Consider the following 18,618-nt stretch of genomic DNA (forward strand, 5'->3'; position numbering starts at 1 on the left):
TGGGGAAGGCTCGTCCGCCCAGGGTTAGTCGGGACCTAAGCCGAGGCCGATAGGCGTAGGCGATGGACAACAGGTAGAGATTCCTGTACTTGTTAACAATGTTTGAGCGATGGAGGGACGCAGGAGGCGACGCCACGCAGACGGATGGAAGTGTCTGTAGAAGCACGAAGTGGTGGTATGAGTCAAATGCTTATACCTATAACTGTGACGTGTGACCTGGAGCGAAATTTAAGTAGCGAAGGTGGCTAATCAAACTGCCGAGAAAAGCTTCTAGTGAGTTGTTAACAACCCGTACCGCAAACCGACACAGGTAGTCAAGTGGAGAACACTAAGGTGAGCGAGAGAACTCTCGTTAAGGAACTCGGCAAAATGACCCCGTAACTTCGGGAGAAGGGGTGCTGACAGAGATGTCAGCCGCAGTGAATAGGCCCAGGCGACTGTTTATCAAAAACACAGGTCTCTGCAAAATCGAAAGATGACGTATAGGGGCTGACGCCTGCCCGGTGCTGGAAGGTTAAGAGGAGTGCTTAGGAGCAATCCGAAGGTACGAATTGAAGCCCCAGTAAACGGCGGCCGTAACTATAACGGTCCTAAGGTAGCGAAATTCCTTGTCGGGTAAGTTCCGACCCGCACGAAAGGCGTAACGATCTGGGCACTGTCTCAACGAGAGACTCGGTGAAATTATAGTACCTGTGAAGATGCAGGTTACCCGCGACAGGACGGAAAGACCCCATGGAGCTTTACTGTAGCTTGATATTGAGTGTTTGTATGGCATGTACAGGATAGGTAGGAGCTGAAGAAGTGTGGACGCCAGTCTACACGGAGGCGCTGGTGGGATACTACCCTTGTGATGCGGACCCTCTAACCCACGTGTAACAGCACGGGAGACAGTGTCAGGTGGGCAGTTTGACTGGGGCGGTCGCCTCCTAAAGAGTAACGGAGGCGCCCAAAGGTTCCCTCAGAATGGTTGGAAATCATTCGTAGAGTGTAAAGGCAGAAGGGAGCTTGACTGCGAGACCTACAAGTCGAGCAGGGACGAAAGTCGGGCTTAGTGATCCGGTGGTACCGTATGGAAGGGCCATCGCTCAACGGATAAAAGCTACCCTGGGGATAACAGGCTTATCTCCCCCAAGAGTTCACATCGACGGGGAGGTTTGGCACCTCGATGTCGGCTCATCGCATCCTGGGGCTGAAGTCGGTCCCAAGGGTTGGGCTGTTCGCCCATTAAAGCGGTACGCGAGCTGGGTTCAGAACGTCGTGAGACAGTTCGGTCCCTATCCGTCGCGGGCGTAGGAAATTTGAGAAGAGCTATCCTTAGTACGAGAGGACCGGGATGGACGCACCGCTGGTGTACCAGTTGTTCTGCCAAGGGCATCGCTGGGTAGCTATGTGCGGGATGGATAAGCGCTGAAAGCATCTAAGCGTGAAGCCAGCTTCAAGATGAGATTTCCCATTCGAAAGAAGTAAGACCCCTGAGAGACGATCAGGTAGATAGGCTAGAAGTGGAAGTGGAGTGATCCATGGAGCGGACTAGTACTAATCGGTCGAGGTCTTAACCACAAGATTTGAGGTTAGGTTTGAGGTTATTCAGTTTTGAGTGTGCAAGCACTCAAATAAGACAACACCCAAGTGTGGTGATAATGGCAAGAAGGACACACCTGTTCCCATTCCGAACACAGCAGTTAAGCTTCTTAGCGCCGATGGTAGTTGGACCTTTGGTCCTGTGAGAGTAGGTCGTTGCCATGCTGGGTGAACTTTTTCAAGCGTCCCTTAGGGGACGCTTTTTCTTATGCAGAGATAGTAGGAAAAAGTTTTTCCTCAACGATAATTCATTCATCTTTCATTCATTTTTGCCCCTTAGACTAAGTTTATCAGGTAAGCAACCCCTACTTACCTGAAAATTATAGAAGCTAAAGGAGTCAATAACATGAAAGTATCTAAACATATTCTCTTAAGCGGTGCCCTAGCCGCATCCCTGGCAGCCAGTGCAGCCCTACCGACGCTGAGCGTCTTTGCAGGTGAAGCGGGCCAGTCCAATCAAGCCTCCCAGTCGAAGACCTATCAGGTAGCTCCTGATAAAGCACAAGGCCAAGAAGGGCCAAGGCAGCAAGCTGGCGAGCATTGCCAAGGCCATGACCGCGGCCCTGGTGGTCACCATCAAGGACGTGAGCAAGGTCCTGACGGACATGGACATGGTCAGGAAAAGAAAGAAGGACAGACAGCTCAGAATGTTCAAATTAATGTCACCATGAAGCAAGCGTTGGAGAAGGCTGCGACTCAAGTGCCTAATGGCCAAGTCTTAGGCGCTAGCTTGTATGACCAAGATGATCAACCTGCCTATTCCGTTGTCGTCAAGGCAGATAAGGACTTTCGTTTTGTCTTTGTAGATGCCCAGTCAGGTAAAGTGACAGAAGAAGAGACTAATCAGGCCCAAGGCCCTGGTCACGAGCAGGGTGCCAACCAAGGCCAAGGTGGAAATCAAAACCATGGGCCTGGCCATGAGCAAGGTCCGGGGCAGGGTCAAGCTCCCGGTCAAGGTCAAGCACCAAATCAAAACCATGGCCCAGATAACGCTCAAGGTCAGGGGCCAAATCAAAATCAAGGCCAAAAACCTGCACCAGGCCAAGAGGGTACTCAGACGCAAGGTCAGGAGGCTAAACCAGACTTTAAGGCGCCAAGTGTCAGCGCGCAAGCTGCCTTAGACGCTGTCTTAGCTAAGTATGCGGATGCTAAAGTCTATGATATTGAACTGGATCCAAGTCATGAACAAGATAAGGCGGCTACTTACACTGTCACCTTGGAAAGCAACCAAACTTTCAAGCAAGTGAGCGTTGATGGCGAGACGGCTGCGGTGACAGAAATTGAAGACCAAGAAGCGGGGCATCATGGGCCAGCTGACCATCAAGTAGGTCAAGCGCAAGGCCCAGGCCAAGAGGGCGACCGTGGTCAGCATCAAGGGCCTAACCAAAATCAAGCAGGTCCTGGTCAAGGTCCTAATAAGCAAGAAGGTGGCCCACAAGGGCAAGGAGCACCAGCTGAATCCAATAAACGCTAGTCGACTTAACTAAGTTAAAGTGGCTAACCAACTATTTACTTGCTGGCTGCTGTTGTGTCACAATAGGTAGCCAGTGAGCGGGCAGGTGGCATTCTCAGACAAGCTGCCACTTGTAGAGCCTGCCATTCCCCCACATCAGGGTGCCTTTGGGTGCCCTGATTTGCCTTTGTGTAGAAATATTGATACAATGCAATTTGATGAGAAGAGGTGATCATATGAAATTACTGCTAGTGGAAGACGAACGTGACTTGAATGCCAGTCTGACTAAGTTGCTAAAGAAGCAACAATATAGTGTGGACGCAGCTTTTGATGGCCAAGAAGCCTTGGATTTTTTGGCGGTAGCTAGCTATGACCTCATTATTTTAGATATCATGATGCCTCACATGGACGGTTTTGAATTTCTAGAGCGCATCAGATTGCAAGAAAACCCAGTGCCTGTTCTCTTGTTAACAGCCCGGGATGCTGTCACTGATAAGATTCGGGGCTTGGATTTGGGTGCAGATGATTATATGGTCAAGCCCTTTGAATTTGGGGAGCTACTAGCTCGCCTACGGGTTCTACTGCGCCGGCCACAACGTCATATCCTAAGTGATCAGGTGGAAATTGGGTCTATTCGTTTAATTCTTTCCCAGAAACGTGTCCTCAAGGATGATCAGGTCGTCAATTTAACGGCCAAAGAATACGAGGTCTTAGAGTACTTGGTCCGCAACCAGAACCAAGTTCTGTCACGGGAGCAGATTCGCCATCATGTCTGGGATTATGAGCAAGAAGCAGAATCCAACACCATTGATGTCCTCATCAAAAATATTCGGCGCAAACTCGATAGCGAGGGGCAACCCTCACTGATTCAAACCAAACGGGGGTTAGGCTATGTGGTTCCAAGGATTCAAGCAATTTCTAACTAGCATTGCTAGTCGTGTAACCATTTGGTATACCGGCTTTATGATTATCATCCTCTTGGCCATGTTTGGGGCTACCTTATGGATTTCGGCCCGCTTTGTGGATGCTGATCGCAAGGAAAGCTTAGTTGAGGTGGTCCAAATGGCTAGTCGTCACGCTGACTCACCACAAGGTCAGGAGTATGGTCACCCTGATATGGATCGTCATTCCTTCGAGCAAGGGGTTACCCTGGCCTATTACAATCAGCAGAATGTCAGTCGCCAGCACTTGCCCGGTTTCTTCAAGTGGGACTTGCCCCAGAATGGGGGCACAGTGTCTAGCTACCAGGAGGGAGATCAGTCCTTTCTCTACTATGACCTGCCTCTAGAAAATGGCCAGGGATGGGTGCGGGGGGTCATTGCCCTCAGCGCTTCTAGCCGGGAGCTCAACAATCTGCTCAGAGTCTTGGCCATTGCCGGCCCAGTATTACTGGTGCTAATGGTTCTGGGTGGCTACTGGGTCTTGAAGCAGGCCCTAAAACCTATCAAGATATTGGATCAAACAGCTCTTGCTATTCAGACCAGTGGGGATTTGTCCCAAAGAATTCCTCTAAAAGGGCCCCAAGATGAACTATACTTCTTGGCCCAGACCATGAATGGCATGCTAGAGACGGTGGAAACTTCCTTCCAGCGTGAGAAGCAGTTCAGCCATGATGTCTCCCATGATTTACGGACACCCGTCACGGTCATTCTATCAGAGAGTGAGTATGGCCTGCACTATGCGGATTCATTGGCCGAAGCTCAGGAATCGCACGCTACCATCCAACGCCAGGCGCTCCGTATGAAAGCTTTAATTAACCAAATTTTAGAATTGTCCAAGTTAGAAGGCCAGGACAGCTTAGCTTTGGAGCCACTTAATCTTAGCGAATTCTTGGCTAAGCGTCAGGAAGATGACCAGACCTTAGCTCAAGCAGCAGGCAAAGAGCTTGCCTATGACCTTGCGCCTAACTTGCAGGTTGAGGCTGATGAAGTCCTCTTAGGCCGCCTGGTGGATAATCTGCTCAGCAACGCCCTCAAGTTCGCCCAAAGTCAGGTCACGCTTAGCTTGACGGCTAATCAGGTAGATGGGGTAATCCTGTCGATTACAGACGATGGCCCAGGCATTGCAGAGGCAGAACAGGCGCACATTTGGCAACGATTCTATCAGGTGGATCGTGCCCGTACTAAGTCGGCCTCAAGTGGCGCCGGTCTCGGCCTATCCTTGGTCAAAGCCATTGCCGACCAGCATGGAGCCCAGCTAAGCCTTAAGAGTCAGCTGGGGACAGGCGCTCGTTTTGAGGTGACATTTCCGTCCGTAAAAGTCACAAACTAAGTAAATCAAAGACCAGAGAGGCTAGACTATCTAGCCTCTTTTTTGCTTGGTGTCATGCTCAGCAGCTGGCTTACCTTGTGGTCGTCTGAATTTGAAAGTCGACGCTTTTAACTTATAAGTAAGTGGAGAAAAGTGACTTTTCAATATGAGGAAAAGACAAATTAAGTTTAATAATTATTTCTAAGATAAAAAGCGCGCCATAGAGACGCGCTTTTTTGACTTTTTAGGAGCCCCAGAGGATTTCGCAGTGGGGGCCAACTGTGTCCTGGAAGGACTCAATAGGGGGCTGGTCGGTCACAATGTAATCCAAAGCAGAGTAGTTACTGAGCTTGAAATAGTGGCTAGTATTGAACTTGGAGTGGTCAGCCAGCAAGATGGCCTTGTCGGCATTAGCAATCATCTGCTGTTTAATCATGGCCTGATTGTGGTTGGCCTCGTAGGCAGCATAGCGATCAAGCCCGCGGCAGGAGAAGAAGGCCAGGTCGGCATGAAAGTTATTGATGAACTGGGTGGCAAAGTCACCCAAGGCGGAGTTGGTACCAAAGTCGATATGGCCACCTGATAGGAAGAGGGTGACATTTTCGAAGTTGTTGAGTAGGCGCGCCGCCTCAATCCCATTAGTAATGACGCGCAGATTCTGGTGGGGGGATAGATAGGGGATGAGACTGGCAGCAGTGGTAGAGCTGTCGATGAAGATGGAGAGATTATCGGTGATAAAGGTAGAGGCAATATCGGCGATAATTTCCTTACTTCTTTGTTCCTCATGAGCACGCGCAGAATAGGTGTACTCAATGTTGTTGCTGTTGGCTAGGCGAACTTCCCCGTGACTGCGGAGAATCTTGCCGTCGCGCTCGAGCGCAATCAAGTCGCGTCTGAGAGTAGAAGTGGAGCAGTAGACGAGTGACTCAAGTTGCGTGGTGGAGATGACTTTCTTTTTGCCGAGAATATCCATAATACGGCTCATCCGTTCAAAAGAAACCATCCAGTATCCCTCCTTGATGAACAAATTTGAACACTTCTGACTATATTATAGCATTATTTTTGACCATTTACCAATAGCGCTTTCATCTATTGTAAGCGATTTTACAACGAGGTATCATTATCTTAAAGAAAGGGATGATTGTATGAATCAAGAAGAACGTTTGGTCAGAGACCAAATTTGTGACGTGTGCCACAAAATGTGGCAACTAGGTTGGGTAGCCGCCAACGACGGGAATGTCTCAGTTCGCTTATCTGACGACACGATTATCGCAACCCCAACTGGCATGAGTAAGAGCTTTATTACACCAGAGAAGCTAGTCAAGCTTAATTTGCAAGGTGAGATTTTGGAAGCCAATGAAGGCTACCGTCCATCCAGTGAGATTAAGATGCACATTCGTTGCTACCAAGAGCGTGACGACGTCAAAGCAGTCGTGCATGCCCATCCACCAATTGCCACGGCTTTTGCCTTGGCTCACATTCCGCTAGATAGCTACTCACTGATCGAATCAGCCATTGTCATCGGCTCTATTCCAATCACACCATTCGGGGTGCCATCGACCATGGAAGTGCCAGATGCCATCACCCCATACCTACCAGAACATGATGTCATGCTCTTAGAAAACCATGGGGCTTTAACAGTAGGGAGTGACGTCATCACTGCTTACTACCGTATGGAAACACTAGAACTGGTTGCTAAGTCTACCTTCCATGCACGTCTCTTGATCTCAACCAAGGGGATTGAAGAAGACGAAATCGCCCGTCCAACCCTAGAGCGACTCTTCGCTATGCGGGCCAACTATAAGGTAACCGGCCGCCATCCGGGCTATAAGAAATACAATGCGGATGGAACAGTTAGAGAATTGGAGGAATAATCATGAGTCAACATCCACGTATTGGGATTCGCCCTACAATTGACGGTCGTCGCCAAGGTGTACGGGAATCCCTCGAAGTCCAAACCATGAACATGGCCAAGAGTGTGGCTGATTTAATCAGCAGCACGCTCAAATATCCGGACGGCCAACCGGTTGAATGTGTTATCTCACCTTCAACCATTGGACGGGTGCCAGAAGCAGCCGCTTCTCACGAACTCTTCAAGAAATCCAATGTTTGTGCAACTCTTACCGTGACCCCTTGCTGGTGCTACGGGAGTGAGACCATGGACATGTCGCCAGATATTCCACATGCCATCTGGGGCTTCAACGGGACGGAACGTCCAGGGGCTGTTTACTTGGCCGCTGTTTTAGCTTCTCATGCGCAAAAGGGGATCCCAGCCTTCGGTATTTACGGTCACGACGTACAAGAAGCCGATGATACTGAAATTCCTGCTGACGTTAAGGAAAAGATTCTCCGTTATGCGCGGGCTGCTTTAGCAACCGGCCATATGCGTGACACGGCTTATCTGTCAATGGGGAGTGTCTCCATGGGGATTGGCGGGTCTATCGTCGACCCAGACTTCTTCCAAGAATACTTGGGTATGCGCAATGAATCGGTCGACATGACTGAATTCACCCGTCGGATTGACCGCGGCATCTATGATCCAGAAGAATTTGAACGTGCCATGACTTGGGTGAAGGCCCACATCAAAGAAGGCCAAGACCGCAACCGCGAAGACTTAGTTCTTTCACCAGAAGAAAAAGCAAAACAATGGGAATTCGTTGTTAAGATGTTCATGATTGGTCGCGACCTCATGCAAGGTAACCCTCGCTTAGCAGAACTGGGCTTTGAAGAAGAAGCGGTAGGTCACCACGCCCTAGTGGCTGGTTTCCAAGGTCAACGTCAATGGACTGACCACTTCCCTAACGGGGACTTCATGGAAACCTTCCTTAACACGCAATTTGACTGGAACGGTATCCGTAAGCCTTATATCTTCGCCACTGAAAATGATGCCCTCAACGGCGTGTCCATGCTCTTCAACTATCTCTTGACCAATACGCCACAAATCTTCGCTGACGTACGGACTTACTGGAGTCCTGAAGCAGTAGAACGGGTAACCGGTCATAAGTTAGAAGGTCATGCAGCGAATGGTTTCCTTCATTTGATTAACTCTGGCTCATGTACTCTCGATGGTACCGGCCAAGCTAGTCGTGATGGTCAAGCCGTGATGAAGCCATTCTGGGAATTGGAACAAAGCGAAGTTGATGCCATGTTGGCGAATACAGACTTCCCACCAGCTAACCGCGAATACTTCCGTGGCGGTGGCTTCTCAACTCGCTTCTTGACTAAGGGTGGCATGCCAGTGACCATGGTTCGCCTCAACCTCCTCAAGGGCGTAGGGCCAGTCTTGCAAATTGCGGAAGGTTACACCTTAGAATTGCCAGACCAAGTACACCACACCTTAGATAACCGGACCGATCCAGGCTGGCCAACCACTTGGTTCGCACCACGCTTGACCGGCAAGGGTGCCTTCACTTCTGTCTATGATGTCATGAATAACTGGGGGGCTAACCACGGGGCGATCTCTTACGGCCACATTGGGGCAGACCTGATCACCTTGGCATCCATGTTACGGATTCCAGTCAACATGCATAACGTAGCAGAAGAAGATATCTTCCGTCCTAAGAACTGGAGTCTCTTCGGTACAGAAGATTTGGAAGCAGCGGACTATCGTGCTTGCCAAACTTTAGGCCCAATTCATAAGTAGTTAAGCACTTGGCGTCAGCGGGGCTGGGTTTCAGCAAGCTAGCCCCCAGGGCGCTGCTTTAAGAAAAGGAGGGTCACCATGACCAAAACGATTATCTTAGCCTGCGTGGGTGGGCTGACCACTTCTATGTTGGTTGAACGCATCAACGAAACCATCCACAAGGATCAACTGGACTACTCTTTCTATTCAGTTGGGATTACCGGGATTAACAACCTCAAGAATATTGATGTCTTACTCCTCAGCCCACAATTAGCCTATTTAGAAGAAAAGGCTAAGGCTAATCTATCTGTCCCAGTAGGGGTCATTTCAGATTCAGACTTCGAATTAATGCAAGGGGAAGCGGTGCTCCGTCAGGCCGAAACCTTGATGGGCGTCAGCCATGAGTGAGCAAGTCCAAGCAACAAGCCCAAGTCAAGCCTTGATGCAGCTGATTCTCAAATCCTCTAAGGCCACCGGTCAAGTCTTGGCCGCCATTCAGGCCGCCCAAGAGGGAGATGCAGCAACTAGTCAAGACTTGTTGATTCAAGCCCAAGCCCTCAATATAGAGGCGCATAATCTTCAGACGGGTCTGATTCAAGCAGAGCTTCAAGGCCAAGCAGCGCCTGTCAGCCTCTTAGCCGTTCATGCTCAGGATCACTTTATGAACAGCCATTTATTGGTGCAAGTCGCCGATATCCTGATTGGTCAAGCTCAGACCATCAAGACCCTAGAAGAAAAGTTAGAAAAATTGGAACAAAAAGTAGGTGAAATTGCATGAGTCATCCAGTCATATTAGAAATGAAAGGCATCGTCAAGAGCTTTGGCCCTGTCAAGGCGCTCAAGGGCGTCGATTTCGACTTGCGGGCCGGCGAAGTGCATGCCTTAATGGGTGAAAATGGGGCTGGTAAGTCCACCCTCATGAAGGTTTTGACCGGAATTTACGGTGCCAACGAAGGCACCATCCTCTACCAAGGTAAGGAGGTTGCCTTCACTCGTCCTATTGATGCCATGGATGCCGGAATTGTTATCGTCCACCAAGAATTGAATATGATGAACCACCTGAGCGTGGCCCAAAATATCTTCATCGGACGAGAAACTGTTAAGAATCACTTATTCTTGGACGACGGTGCTAGCATTAAGAAGGCCAAGGAACTCTTTGACCTCTTGAAGCTAGACATTAACCCCTCAGAGAAAGTCGGTAACCTGACCGTCGGTAAGCAGCAAATGGTCGAAATTGCTAAGGCCCTATCCATGGAAGCCAAGGTCATTGTCTTCGACGAACCAACAGCTGCCTTGACAGAATCTGAAATCAATGAGCTCTTCGTCATTATTGATGATTTGCGGGCCAAAGGCGTCGGCATTATCTATATTTCCCACCGGATGGACGAAATCGCTCGGATTACCGACCGCGTAACCGTCATGCGGGACGGGGAATATGTCGGGACCGTTAATACCAAAGACACGACCAAGGATGAAATCATCGCCATGATGGTCGGTCGGACTATTTACGAAGATCCAAAGGCTGCCTCAACGGTGGCACCGGATGCGCCAGTGGTGCTCGAAGTAGAACATCTCAATGCTGGCTCCAGTGTCAAAGACGTCAGCTTCAAGTTACACAAGGGTGAAATCCTCGGCTTCTCTGGCCTCATGGGGGCAGGGCGTACCGAAGTAGCGCGGTTGCTCTTTGGTGCAGACCAAAAAGACAGCGGTACCATTCGCATCAAGGGCAAGGAAGTAACCATCAAGTCACCACAAGATGCCATCGCTAATGGGATTGGCTATCTGTCAGAAGACCGCAAGCGTTATGGCTGTATCGTGGATATGACCATTGCCAATAATACGGTCATGACTAACCTAGATGCCTACATTCACTCAGGCTTAATCAACGATGGGGAAATCGTCAAAGCCAGCGACCGCTTCGTCGCTTCCCTTAAGACCAAGACCCCATCCTCCAAGCAGCTGGTTCGCAACCTATCCGGGGGGAACCAACAAAAAGTCGTCATCGCTAAGTGGTTGGAACAGAACAGTGACATCCTAATCTTCGACGAACCAACCCGTGGGATTGACGTCGGGGCTAAGAGTGAAATCTACCGTCTCATGAATGATTTGGTTGCCCAAGGCAAATCCATCATTATGATTTCTTCAGAATTAACCGAAGTTTTGCGGATGAGTGACCGAATTGTTGTCATGTGTGAAGGCAGAAAAACCGGTGAGCTCGACATCAGCCAGGCAACCCAAGAACGGATTCTGGCCTTGGCGACTGACCGCTAGACTAGCAGATAGAGGTGTATAAGCATGAAAGATCAACAGTCCTTATGGATGAAATTAGAAAAAACAGTTGGCTTACAAAAGCTGATTGCGCTGATTGCCCTGATTGTCATCTTTGGCTTCTTCGCAATTTCCAGCGAATCCTTCCGCTCTTTTGATACAGCGGTCAGCATCTTAGATGCATCTTACTACATTGGGTTCCTAGCCATTGGGGTAACCTTCGTTATCATTACCTCAGGGATTGACTTATCAATTGGGACGGTGATGATGTGCTCGGCCATTATTGGTGGGGTCCTTCATACCAAACTAGGCTGGCCACTCTGGCTTTCACTTTTGGCAATCTTAGTGATAGGGGGTGTATTCGGTTTATTTAACGGGATTCTGATTGCCAAATTCGGTTTGCCACCATTTATTGCGACCTTAGGTACCATGATGATTTCACGGGGGCTTTCTTCCATCGTCTCCAACGTTCAGAGTGTGACCTTCCCATTACGGGGTACAGGCGAAGGCTGGTACAAGGACTTGTTCCGGACCAAGGAAAACTTCCCAACTGGTTTGATTGTCCTCATTATCATCGCCATCATCGCAGCCATTGTCCTTAATAAGACTAAGATTGGGCGTTATATCTTCGCCATCGGGTCTAACAAGGAAGCAACCCGCTTATCTGGGGTTAACGTCATTAAATGGGAAGCCATGGCTTATGTCATCAGTGGTCTCTTCGCAGGTCTAGCAGGGATTGCCTATGCAGCGACTTATTCTACTATCTTACCAGGTACCGGGAACGGGATGGAACTTGATGCCATCGCCGGTGTCGTGGTCGGGGGTACTTCCTTGGCCGGTGGGGTCGGGTCAGTACTTGGGACCATTATTGGGGTCTTCATTATGTCAGTCCTCAAGATTGGTTTGCCATACATCGACTTACAACCACACTACCAATTATTCATTACTGGTTTCGTCGTGATTATCGCAGTCTACTCCGATATCTTGATTCGTCAAAACAAGAAAAAATAGGATCAAGGGGTCAGATGGCTATGGCCTAGTCCTTATGAGGGATTGAGGTCATGGGTCACCACTCTAAAATACACACAAAAAAAGGAGCAACCTATTATGAAAAAGTCATTTAAACTTGCTATTGCAGCTTTTGCATCCTTATTAACCTTAGGGGGCGTTTCTAGCACTGGTTTCGTAGCACATGCTGAAGAAACCCGCGTAGAAGTTATCGCCAAAGGTTTCCAACATGACTTCTGGAAAGCTGTTAACAAAGGGGCTGAAAAAGCTGCTAGCGAATTAGGTGCTAAGATCAACTTCGTTGGGCCACAAAACGAAACAGCGATTGCAGAACAATTGGAACAATTGAACAACGCCATTAACAAGAACCCTAAAGCCATTGCTTTAGCAGCTTTGGATACAGAAGCTGAATTAGATGCTATCAACATGGCGCTCAGCAAAAACATTCCAATCATTGGGTTTGACTCTGGGGTTCCAGGGGCACCAGAAGGGGCGATTAAGGCAACTGCTTCAACTGACAACCACGCAGCAGGTGGGAATGCAGCTGAACACCTCTTCCCAATGTTAGAAGGTAAGGTCAAAGACAAACCAGTTCGTATTGGGGTTATCTCTCAAGAAGCCAACTCACTCTCTATCACTCAACGTACTTCTGGTTTCATCGACAAGATGGTCGAACTCTTTGAGAAGAAGGGCGTTAAAGTGGCTGTTGTCGGTCACGATAAGTTCAAGAACAATGTAGCGGAAGCAGATGCTAAAGTCATTATTGAAGTGCGCGTGCCTGCTCAAGTAGATGATGCGGCTGGTAAGACAGAAGCTTCTACTGTCTTAGAAAAAGAAGACACTATTGCGATCTACGGTTCTAACGAATTTGCAGCTAAGGCCATCATCAACGCTAACGGTGGTTTCTCTGAATCTAAATTAGGAGCAGACAAGATCTTAGCAGTTGGTTTTGACTCTGGTGCCCTCCAACAAGATGCTATCCGTAAGGGTATCTTCGTTGGTTCTGTTACCCAAGACCCAATTCAAATCGGTTACCAAGCAGTGAAATTAGCGGTTGAAGCAGCTCAAGGTAAAGAAGTAAAAGACGTGGATACTGGGTCCAAGTGGTATGACGCTAAGAACATCGACTCTGATGAAATCAAAGCCCTCTTATATGAATAAGAAAACCATGTAAACTCTAGTGGAGGCGAATGCCATGACGCGTATGAAACTTTTGGCCATTGACCTGGGGGCTAGCTCAGGTCGCGTAATGCAAGCCATTTATGATGGACAGACCCTCCAACTCACTGAGGTGCACCGGTTCGCTAACGAACCGGTCAGCCTCAATGATGGCTTGTACTGGAATATTTTACACTTACAAAACGAAATCAAACGCGGCATCAAGAAGGCGACCCAAGTCGATGATATTCCCATTCGTTCTATTTCGGTAGATACCTGGGGTGTCGACTATGCCTATTTGGATCAAGCGGGAGATATGATTTACCTGCCACACTGCTATCGTGATAACCGCATGGGTTCTTATGAAGCAGACTTCTATCAAGCCATGGCGCCAGAAAAGCTCTTTGACTTGACGGGGGTTCAGCCAGCGACCATTAACTCGGTCCTACAGCTTTATGCGGACTTGCAGGAAAAACCACATCTCAAGCAGATCGCCCAAAAGGTCCTCTTTATGCCGGATTTGATTAACTATCTACTCTGTGGGGTAGCGGCAACCGAATATACGATTGCTAGCACCTCAGGTTTGTTATCATCCAGTCATCCGGGTAGTTTCGAAGACAAGGTCTTAGACAGCTTGGGGATTCCAAAAGACTGGTTCGGGCAAGTGACCAAAGGCGGGCGCATCTTGCGCCAACTGTCGCCACGCATTACCCAAGAGCTCAAGATTGAGCCTTTTGACGTGATTGCAGGTGCGGGCCATGACACAGCGGCGGCTGTTCTGGCTATTCCTTATGCCAGCGACCAACCAACAGCCTTTATCTCCTGCGGGACCTGGTCCTTGGTAGGCTTGGAGTCGGATCAACCGATCTTGAGTGAAGCTGCTTATGCGGCCGGCCTAACCAATGAAGGTTGCTTCGACGGTCGTTATCGTCTGCTTAAGAACACTACCGGCCTGTGGATTCTGCAAGAACTCCAACGTGACTGGCGCTTGCAGGGTGAGGAGCTTTCCTTCGCCCAGATGGCCGAATTAGCTCAAGCAGTGACCGATAACCAAACTTGGATTAATCCAAATGATGCGATTTTTGCTTCGCCTCATGATATGGAAGCTAAGATTAAGGAACGTTGTCGTCTGACCAACCAAGCGGTTCCTCAAACCAAGGGACATGTGGTCAGAGTAGTATTAGAAAGTTTGGCCCTTGCTTATCGGCAGACCTTGGATCAGTTGGAGCAACTGACTGGCCAAAGCATCGACGCCATTCATATGGTGGGCGGCGGCATTCAAAATCGCTTGCTCTGCCAGTTAACGGCTAACTTTTCCGGGCGTCCTGTCCGGACGGGGCCAATTGAGGGCAGTGCCTTGGGCAATATCTTAGCTCAACTCTTGACCTTGGGTGAGATTAAGACCCGACATGAGGCCCAAGCCTTAATTAAAAACAGTGAAACAACACATGATTATGAGGTAGCGGACTTGCCTAATCGTGACCAAATCTATGCTCGCTACCTGGAATTGACGAAAGGTGGTCAATAAATGCTTAAACATATACCAGCCATTTTGAGTCCAGACTTAGTCAAATATTTGATGGAAATGGGTCATGGGGACGAATTAGTCATTGCGGACGCCAACTTCCCGGCTCATCGCTTGGGCCAACGCGTCATTCGCGCGGATGGTCATGGGGTTCCAGAGCTTTTGGACGCCATTCTGACCCTCCTGCCTTTGGATCCTTACAGTGATTACCAAGCAGGTCTAATGCAGGTGGTGCCAGGGGACCCAACGGTTCCGGTCATTTGGGAGGAATACAAGGCCATCCTAGACCGTCAGACTCAAGACCAAGGCTATCAAATCAAAGAAATTGAGCGGTTTGCCTTCTATGAACAAGCCAAAGATGCTTATCTCGTAATCCAAAGCGGGGAGACCGCCCTATACGGCAATATCATTTTGAAAAAAGGCGTGCTCTAGCCACGTTAAAATTGCAATAGGAGTGAACAATTATGTCAACATTTTATGTACCAGCTATTAACTTAATCGGTAGAGGGGTGATTAATGAGGTTGGTTCTTACGTCAAAGAATTAGGCTACAAGAAAGCTCTCTTAGTAACGGATACTTTCATTGCTTCTAGCGATATCTTACCTAAGGTGACTAAACCTTTAGATGCAGAAGGAATCAACTATGTAGTTTTCTCAGATGTCGATCCTAACCCTTCATGTAAGAATGTCTGGGATGGTCTTAAGGCCTTGCAAGAAAACAACTGCGACTTCATTATTTCGCTCGGTGGTGGTTCACCACAAGACGCAGCTAGCTGTATCTCAGTTATGGCAACCAATGGTGGTAAGCCTCAAGACTACGAAGGTTTGCACAAATCAGCTAAGAAAGGTTTGCCAGTTGTTGCCATTAATACAACAGCTGGGACTTCTGCTGAAATTACCATTAACTATGTCATTACCGACGAAGAACGTAAGGTTAAAATGGTCATGGTTGACAAGAATAGTTTGGCGCTGATCTCTGTTAACGACCCTGAATTAATGGTATCTAAACCAGCAGCTCTAACGGCTGCAACCGGTATGGACGCCTTGACTCACGCGGTAGAAGCCTTGGTAACACCGGGTGCTTATGGCGTCACCAAGAAACTCTCGATCGGGGCAATCGAATTGATCAAGGAATTCTTGCCACGAGCAGTCAAGGATGGGCATGATATCGAAGCCCGTGAAGGCATGGTCAACGCTATCTTCTTAGGTGGTATGGCCTTCAACAACGCTGGTTTAGGTTACGTACACTCCATGGCTCACCAACTAGGGGCAGTTTATCATTTACCACACGGTGTCTGCTGTGCCATGTTATTACCAGTGATTGAACGTGAAAATGCTAAGCGCGTACCAGCTGCCTTCCGTGATGTGGCCAAAGCTTTAGGTTTACAAGTTGAAGGCAAGTCAGACCAAGAGTGTGCTGATTATGCCATTAGCGAAATCGAAAAATTGTCTGAAACAGTGGGTATTCCTAAGAAGTTAACCGAACTAGGTATTGAAGAAAAAGACTTCGACTTCGAATATCTATCCAAGAATGCGATGATTGATGCCTGCGCACCAGGTAACCCATTCACCCCAACCTTGGAAGAAACCATTGCCTTCTATAAGGAACTCTTCTAGGACCTAACTAGATAAAGATTGACAAGCACCCCATGGCCAAGTTGGGGTGCTTGTCTTAGTTTATGGAGTGGTTATAATTTTTTCCTATAACACATGCTAGATTTTTCGTCTAACAGCATAGCTTGACCCTGGCTTGGGACTTAGGTATAGTGAAAACATAGGAAACACGTTGAAGAGAAGAGTAGGGATCAATCCTTGTCTAGAGAGCTTGTAGCGGGTGGAAGCAAGCCTAGGATCTCCTTACAAATGGTCTCAGAGTGGGCGCTTGGCTTAAACCAACGCACGGGGGCACCCGTTACCATGACAGAGTCCTAGCGGACTCACAGAGGCCTTGTCGGTGACGGCAGGGTGAATGAAGGTGGTACCACGAGTGACGCTCGTCCTTTTCCCTAGGGGAGGACGGGCTTTTTTTGTCTTCTCCCGTCAAAAAAACAGCCATCAAAGGAGAATCACATATGTCCATTAAAAGTTTTGCCAAGAAAGTCACCCTTACCACACTCGCTGCCCTTAGCTTATTTGGCGCGGCCCTGCCTGCATCCGCTGCGACTAAGGTCACGGTCAGCAGTATTGGCTCTGACTACGATGTCTGGAAGTTCATTGCTGAGTCAGAAGAAGCCAAGAAAGCAGGTTTAGAGATTGAGGTCAAAGAAATTGATGGAGGCTTGCCACTTAACAAGTCTGTAGCGGATGGTATCGTGGATGCCAATGCCTTCCAATCTTTGGGCTACTTAGACGCCTTCAACAAGGAATCCGACAATGCATTGGTTCCGATTGGGACCACCTATATCGAGCCGATGGGGATTTATTCTAAGAAATATAAGAAGATTGAGGAAGTCAAGGAAGGGGCTGTGGTGGCCTTGGCTGATAACCCAGCCAACACTACTCGAGCTTTGCGCTTGCTTGAATCAGCTGGGCTAATCAAGCTCAAACCTGACTTTGATGATGGCGTGGGGACCCCCGATGATGTCATTGAAAACCCTAAGAAGTTAGAATTCAAATTAATTGATGACACCACAGCGGTTCGTGTCTTAGACGATGTGGACCTCTCCATTATCGGGAACACCATTGCTTTGGAAGGCGGCCTTAACGTTCTCAAGGATGCCATCTACAAGGAAGAAATTAACGACTCAACCAAGTCACGCATTAACGTTATCGCCGTCAAGAAAGGCCGCGAAAAAGACGAGAATCTACTTAAACTAGTGGAACTCTACCACACTCCTAAGGTCCAAGAATTCATCAAGGAAAAGTTCCAGGGTACCAAGGTAGAAGTGAAAAAAGACATTAAAGATGTCTGGAAGGAAGCCGAATAATGAAAGTAGCCATCGTAGCGGCCATGCAGGAAGAGTTGGCGCCTTTCCGCCAACATTTTGGGGCCAAGCAGCTAGTCTTTGAACAGGCTAAGACTCGCATAGAAGCAGTCAACCCACCTGAAGGAACGGGGATTAGTCAGCTTTACTTGGTAGAGTCTGGTATTGGTAAGGCTAATGCTGCCGCCTGCGCTGCCTGGCTCTTAAGCCAAGTAGGGCCAGACCTAGTCATTAATACTGGGTCGACGGGGTGTTTTGAGCCAAGCGTGGCCTTAGGTGACGTAGTCATCAGTGACCGTTTTGTCTATAGCGATGTGGATGCCACAGGCTTCAATTACGCTTGGGGGCAGGTCCCACAAATGCCAGCTGATTACCCGGTCGTAGCTGACTTGCTGACTAATCTGCTGGCTCATTTCCAAGGGGCAGGCAAGTCCTATCAGGTTCATGTGGGCACCATTGCGACGTCGGATTCTTTTATGAGCGATTCTCAGAGGATAGCGGAAATCCTGGAACGGCAACCAGGCCTCCTAGCTTCTGATATGGAAAGTGCCGCCCTAGCTCAGGTCCTGGCAAGTTCAGCTTGTCAGGTTCTCAACATTCGGGGCATCTCTGATCATGTTGGCGCCCAGGCCCCACAACTCTTCAAGGATAGTCTGGCGCTGGCTGCCCAGAATGCTTATGATGCGGTGCTGACCGTCCTTACACAAATAATTTAAGAAAAATTGCGGGGCGGACAGCCCCGTTTTTTTGTAGGCATTATTTGTATGGATAAATGCTATGTTTCTTGCTTTTATTATGAACTATAAGAGAAAAATAGTGAGAAAAAACAG

At 48.6% G+C, this 18,618-nt stretch carries 16 protein-coding genes and 2 rRNA genes (1 of these 18 running past the window's edge); 17 read left to right on the forward strand and 1 reads right to left on the reverse strand.

Features of this window, described 5'->3' with window-relative positions:
* The 5 genes from V7R82_RS02095 to V7R82_RS02115 all read left to right on the forward strand — a co-directional run.
* A 23S ribosomal RNA gene (locus tag V7R82_RS02095) occupies positions 1-1,560 on the forward strand (it extends 1,329 nt beyond the left edge of the window).
* 70 nt (positions 1,561-1,630) lie between these two features.
* Positions 1,631-1,746 (forward strand): 5S ribosomal RNA (gene rrf / locus V7R82_RS02100).
* 181 nt (positions 1,747-1,927) lie between these two features.
* The gene (locus V7R82_RS02105; RefSeq protein ID WP_338543129.1) at positions 1,928-3,055 is read left to right on the forward strand and encodes a PepSY domain-containing protein; all 1,128 of its coding nucleotides are present in this window, start codon (positions 1,928-1,930) and stop codon (positions 3,053-3,055) included.
* 215 nt (positions 3,056-3,270) lie between these two features.
* Positions 3,271-3,960 carry a response regulator transcription factor gene (locus V7R82_RS02110; protein WP_338543130.1) on the forward strand — a complete coding sequence of 230 codons (690 nt, stop codon included), beginning with the start codon at positions 3,271-3,273 and terminating at the stop codon, positions 3,958-3,960.
* Positions 3,926-5,305: a HAMP domain-containing sensor histidine kinase gene (locus V7R82_RS02115; RefSeq protein WP_338543131.1), complete on the forward strand. Its 1,380-nt coding sequence runs from the start codon at positions 3,926-3,928 to the stop codon at positions 5,303-5,305. Before V7R82_RS02110 ends, V7R82_RS02115 begins: the two co-directional genes overlap by 35 nt.
* A gap of 223 nt (positions 5,306-5,528) precedes the next feature.
* On the opposite strand, the gene V7R82_RS02120 is transcribed toward V7R82_RS02115, so the two are convergent.
* The gene (locus V7R82_RS02120; RefSeq protein ID WP_070756097.1) at positions 5,529-6,287 is read right to left on the reverse strand and encodes a DeoR/GlpR family DNA-binding transcription regulator; all 759 of its coding nucleotides are present in this window, start codon (positions 6,285-6,287) and stop codon (positions 5,529-5,531) included.
* 142 nt (positions 6,288-6,429) lie between these two features.
* Between V7R82_RS02120 and V7R82_RS02125 the strand changes: the two genes are divergently transcribed.
* From V7R82_RS02125 to mtnN, 12 genes are all read left to right on the forward strand, one after another.
* Positions 6,430-7,158, forward strand: coding sequence for a class II aldolase/adducin family protein (locus V7R82_RS02125; protein ID WP_023391011.1), 729 nt, complete (start codon positions 6,430-6,432; stop codon positions 7,156-7,158).
* A 2-nt stretch (positions 7,159-7,160) separates the two neighbouring features.
* Positions 7,161-8,927, forward strand: coding sequence for an L-fucose isomerase (locus V7R82_RS02130; RefSeq protein ID WP_338543132.1), 1,767 nt, complete (start codon positions 7,161-7,163; stop codon positions 8,925-8,927).
* Positions 8,928-9,005: 78 nt separating this feature from the next.
* Positions 9,006-9,314 carry a PTS sugar transporter subunit IIB gene (locus tag V7R82_RS02135; protein WP_023391013.1) on the forward strand — a complete coding sequence of 103 codons (309 nt, stop codon included), beginning with the start codon at positions 9,006-9,008 and terminating at the stop codon, positions 9,312-9,314.
* Positions 9,307-9,684, forward strand: a complete 378-nt coding sequence (locus V7R82_RS02140) for a PTS lactose/cellobiose transporter subunit IIA (RefSeq protein WP_291427561.1) — start codon at positions 9,307-9,309, stop codon at positions 9,682-9,684. The genes V7R82_RS02135 and V7R82_RS02140 overlap by 8 nt, the downstream gene beginning before the upstream one ends.
* On the forward strand, positions 9,681-11,177 hold the full coding sequence (locus tag V7R82_RS02145) for a sugar ABC transporter ATP-binding protein (protein ID WP_311466519.1): 1,497 nt from the start codon (positions 9,681-9,683) through the stop codon (positions 11,175-11,177). Before V7R82_RS02140 ends, V7R82_RS02145 begins: the two co-directional genes overlap by 4 nt.
* A 24-nt stretch (positions 11,178-11,201) precedes the next feature.
* Positions 11,202-12,185: an ABC transporter permease gene (locus V7R82_RS02150; RefSeq protein ID WP_070756093.1), complete on the forward strand. Its 984-nt coding sequence runs from the start codon at positions 11,202-11,204 to the stop codon at positions 12,183-12,185.
* Between the two features lie 96 nt (positions 12,186-12,281).
* The gene (locus V7R82_RS02155; protein ID WP_291431950.1) at positions 12,282-13,343 is read left to right on the forward strand and encodes an ABC transporter substrate-binding protein; all 1,062 of its coding nucleotides are present in this window, start codon (positions 12,282-12,284) and stop codon (positions 13,341-13,343) included.
* A gap of 34 nt (positions 13,344-13,377) precedes the next feature.
* Positions 13,378-14,868: a rhamnulokinase family protein gene (locus tag V7R82_RS02160; RefSeq protein ID WP_338543134.1), complete on the forward strand. Its 1,491-nt coding sequence runs from the start codon at positions 13,378-13,380 to the stop codon at positions 14,866-14,868.
* Entirely contained in the window at positions 14,869-15,297 is a 429-nt protein-coding gene (locus tag V7R82_RS02165) for an RbsD/FucU family protein (RefSeq protein WP_023391019.1), read from the forward strand.
* Positions 15,298-15,329: 32 nt separating this feature from the next.
* Positions 15,330-16,481 carry an iron-containing alcohol dehydrogenase gene (locus V7R82_RS02170; RefSeq protein ID WP_338543135.1) on the forward strand — a complete coding sequence of 384 codons (1,152 nt, stop codon included), beginning with the start codon at positions 15,330-15,332 and terminating at the stop codon, positions 16,479-16,481.
* Between the two features lie 455 nt (positions 16,482-16,936).
* Positions 16,937-17,791 carry a MetQ/NlpA family ABC transporter substrate-binding protein gene (locus V7R82_RS02175; RefSeq protein WP_338543136.1) on the forward strand — a complete coding sequence of 285 codons (855 nt, stop codon included), beginning with the start codon at positions 16,937-16,939 and terminating at the stop codon, positions 17,789-17,791.
* Positions 17,791-18,504, forward strand: a complete 714-nt coding sequence (gene mtnN / locus V7R82_RS02180) for a 5'-methylthioadenosine/S-adenosylhomocysteine nucleosidase (RefSeq protein WP_338543138.1) — start codon at positions 17,791-17,793, stop codon at positions 18,502-18,504. The genes V7R82_RS02175 and mtnN overlap by 1 nt, the downstream gene beginning before the upstream one ends.
* Positions 18,505-18,618 lie beyond the last annotated feature (114 nt).

Origin of the sequence: Abiotrophia defectiva ATCC 49176, assembly GCF_037041345.1 — a bacterium.
Classification (GTDB): domain Bacteria; phylum Bacillota; class Bacilli; order Lactobacillales; family Aerococcaceae; genus Abiotrophia.

Excerpts from the sequence above, each read along its gene's own strand:
- V7R82_RS02105 (WP_338543129.1), top strand. The coding sequence starts at position 1,928 with ATGAAAGTATCTAAACATATTCTCTTAAGCGGTGCCCTAGCCGCATCC.
- V7R82_RS02110 (WP_338543130.1), top strand. The coding sequence starts at position 3,271 with ATGAAATTACTGCTAGTGGAAGACGAACGTGACTTGAATGCCAGTCTG.
- V7R82_RS02115 (WP_338543131.1), top strand. The coding sequence starts at position 3,926 with ATGTGGTTCCAAGGATTCAAGCAATTTCTAACTAGCATTGCTAGTCGT.
- V7R82_RS02120 (WP_070756097.1), bottom strand. The coding sequence starts at position 6,287 with ATGGTTTCTTTTGAACGGATGAGCCGTATTATGGATATTCTCGGCAAA.
- V7R82_RS02125 (WP_023391011.1), top strand. The coding sequence starts at position 6,430 with ATGAATCAAGAAGAACGTTTGGTCAGAGACCAAATTTGTGACGTGTGC.
- V7R82_RS02130 (WP_338543132.1), top strand. The coding sequence starts at position 7,161 with ATGAGTCAACATCCACGTATTGGGATTCGCCCTACAATTGACGGTCGT.
- V7R82_RS02135 (WP_023391013.1), top strand. The coding sequence starts at position 9,006 with ATGACCAAAACGATTATCTTAGCCTGCGTGGGTGGGCTGACCACTTCT.
- V7R82_RS02140 (WP_291427561.1), top strand. The coding sequence starts at position 9,307 with ATGAGTGAGCAAGTCCAAGCAACAAGCCCAAGTCAAGCCTTGATGCAG.
- V7R82_RS02145 (WP_311466519.1), top strand. The coding sequence starts at position 9,681 with ATGAGTCATCCAGTCATATTAGAAATGAAAGGCATCGTCAAGAGCTTT.
- V7R82_RS02150 (WP_070756093.1), top strand. The coding sequence starts at position 11,202 with ATGAAAGATCAACAGTCCTTATGGATGAAATTAGAAAAAACAGTTGGC.
- V7R82_RS02155 (WP_291431950.1), top strand. The coding sequence starts at position 12,282 with ATGAAAAAGTCATTTAAACTTGCTATTGCAGCTTTTGCATCCTTATTA.
- V7R82_RS02160 (WP_338543134.1), top strand. The coding sequence starts at position 13,378 with ATGACGCGTATGAAACTTTTGGCCATTGACCTGGGGGCTAGCTCAGGT.
- V7R82_RS02165 (WP_023391019.1), top strand. The coding sequence starts at position 14,869 with ATGCTTAAACATATACCAGCCATTTTGAGTCCAGACTTAGTCAAATAT.
- V7R82_RS02170 (WP_338543135.1), top strand. The coding sequence starts at position 15,330 with ATGTCAACATTTTATGTACCAGCTATTAACTTAATCGGTAGAGGGGTG.
- V7R82_RS02175 (WP_338543136.1), top strand. The coding sequence starts at position 16,937 with ATGTCCATTAAAAGTTTTGCCAAGAAAGTCACCCTTACCACACTCGCT.
- mtnN (WP_338543138.1), top strand. The coding sequence starts at position 17,791 with ATGAAAGTAGCCATCGTAGCGGCCATGCAGGAAGAGTTGGCGCCTTTC.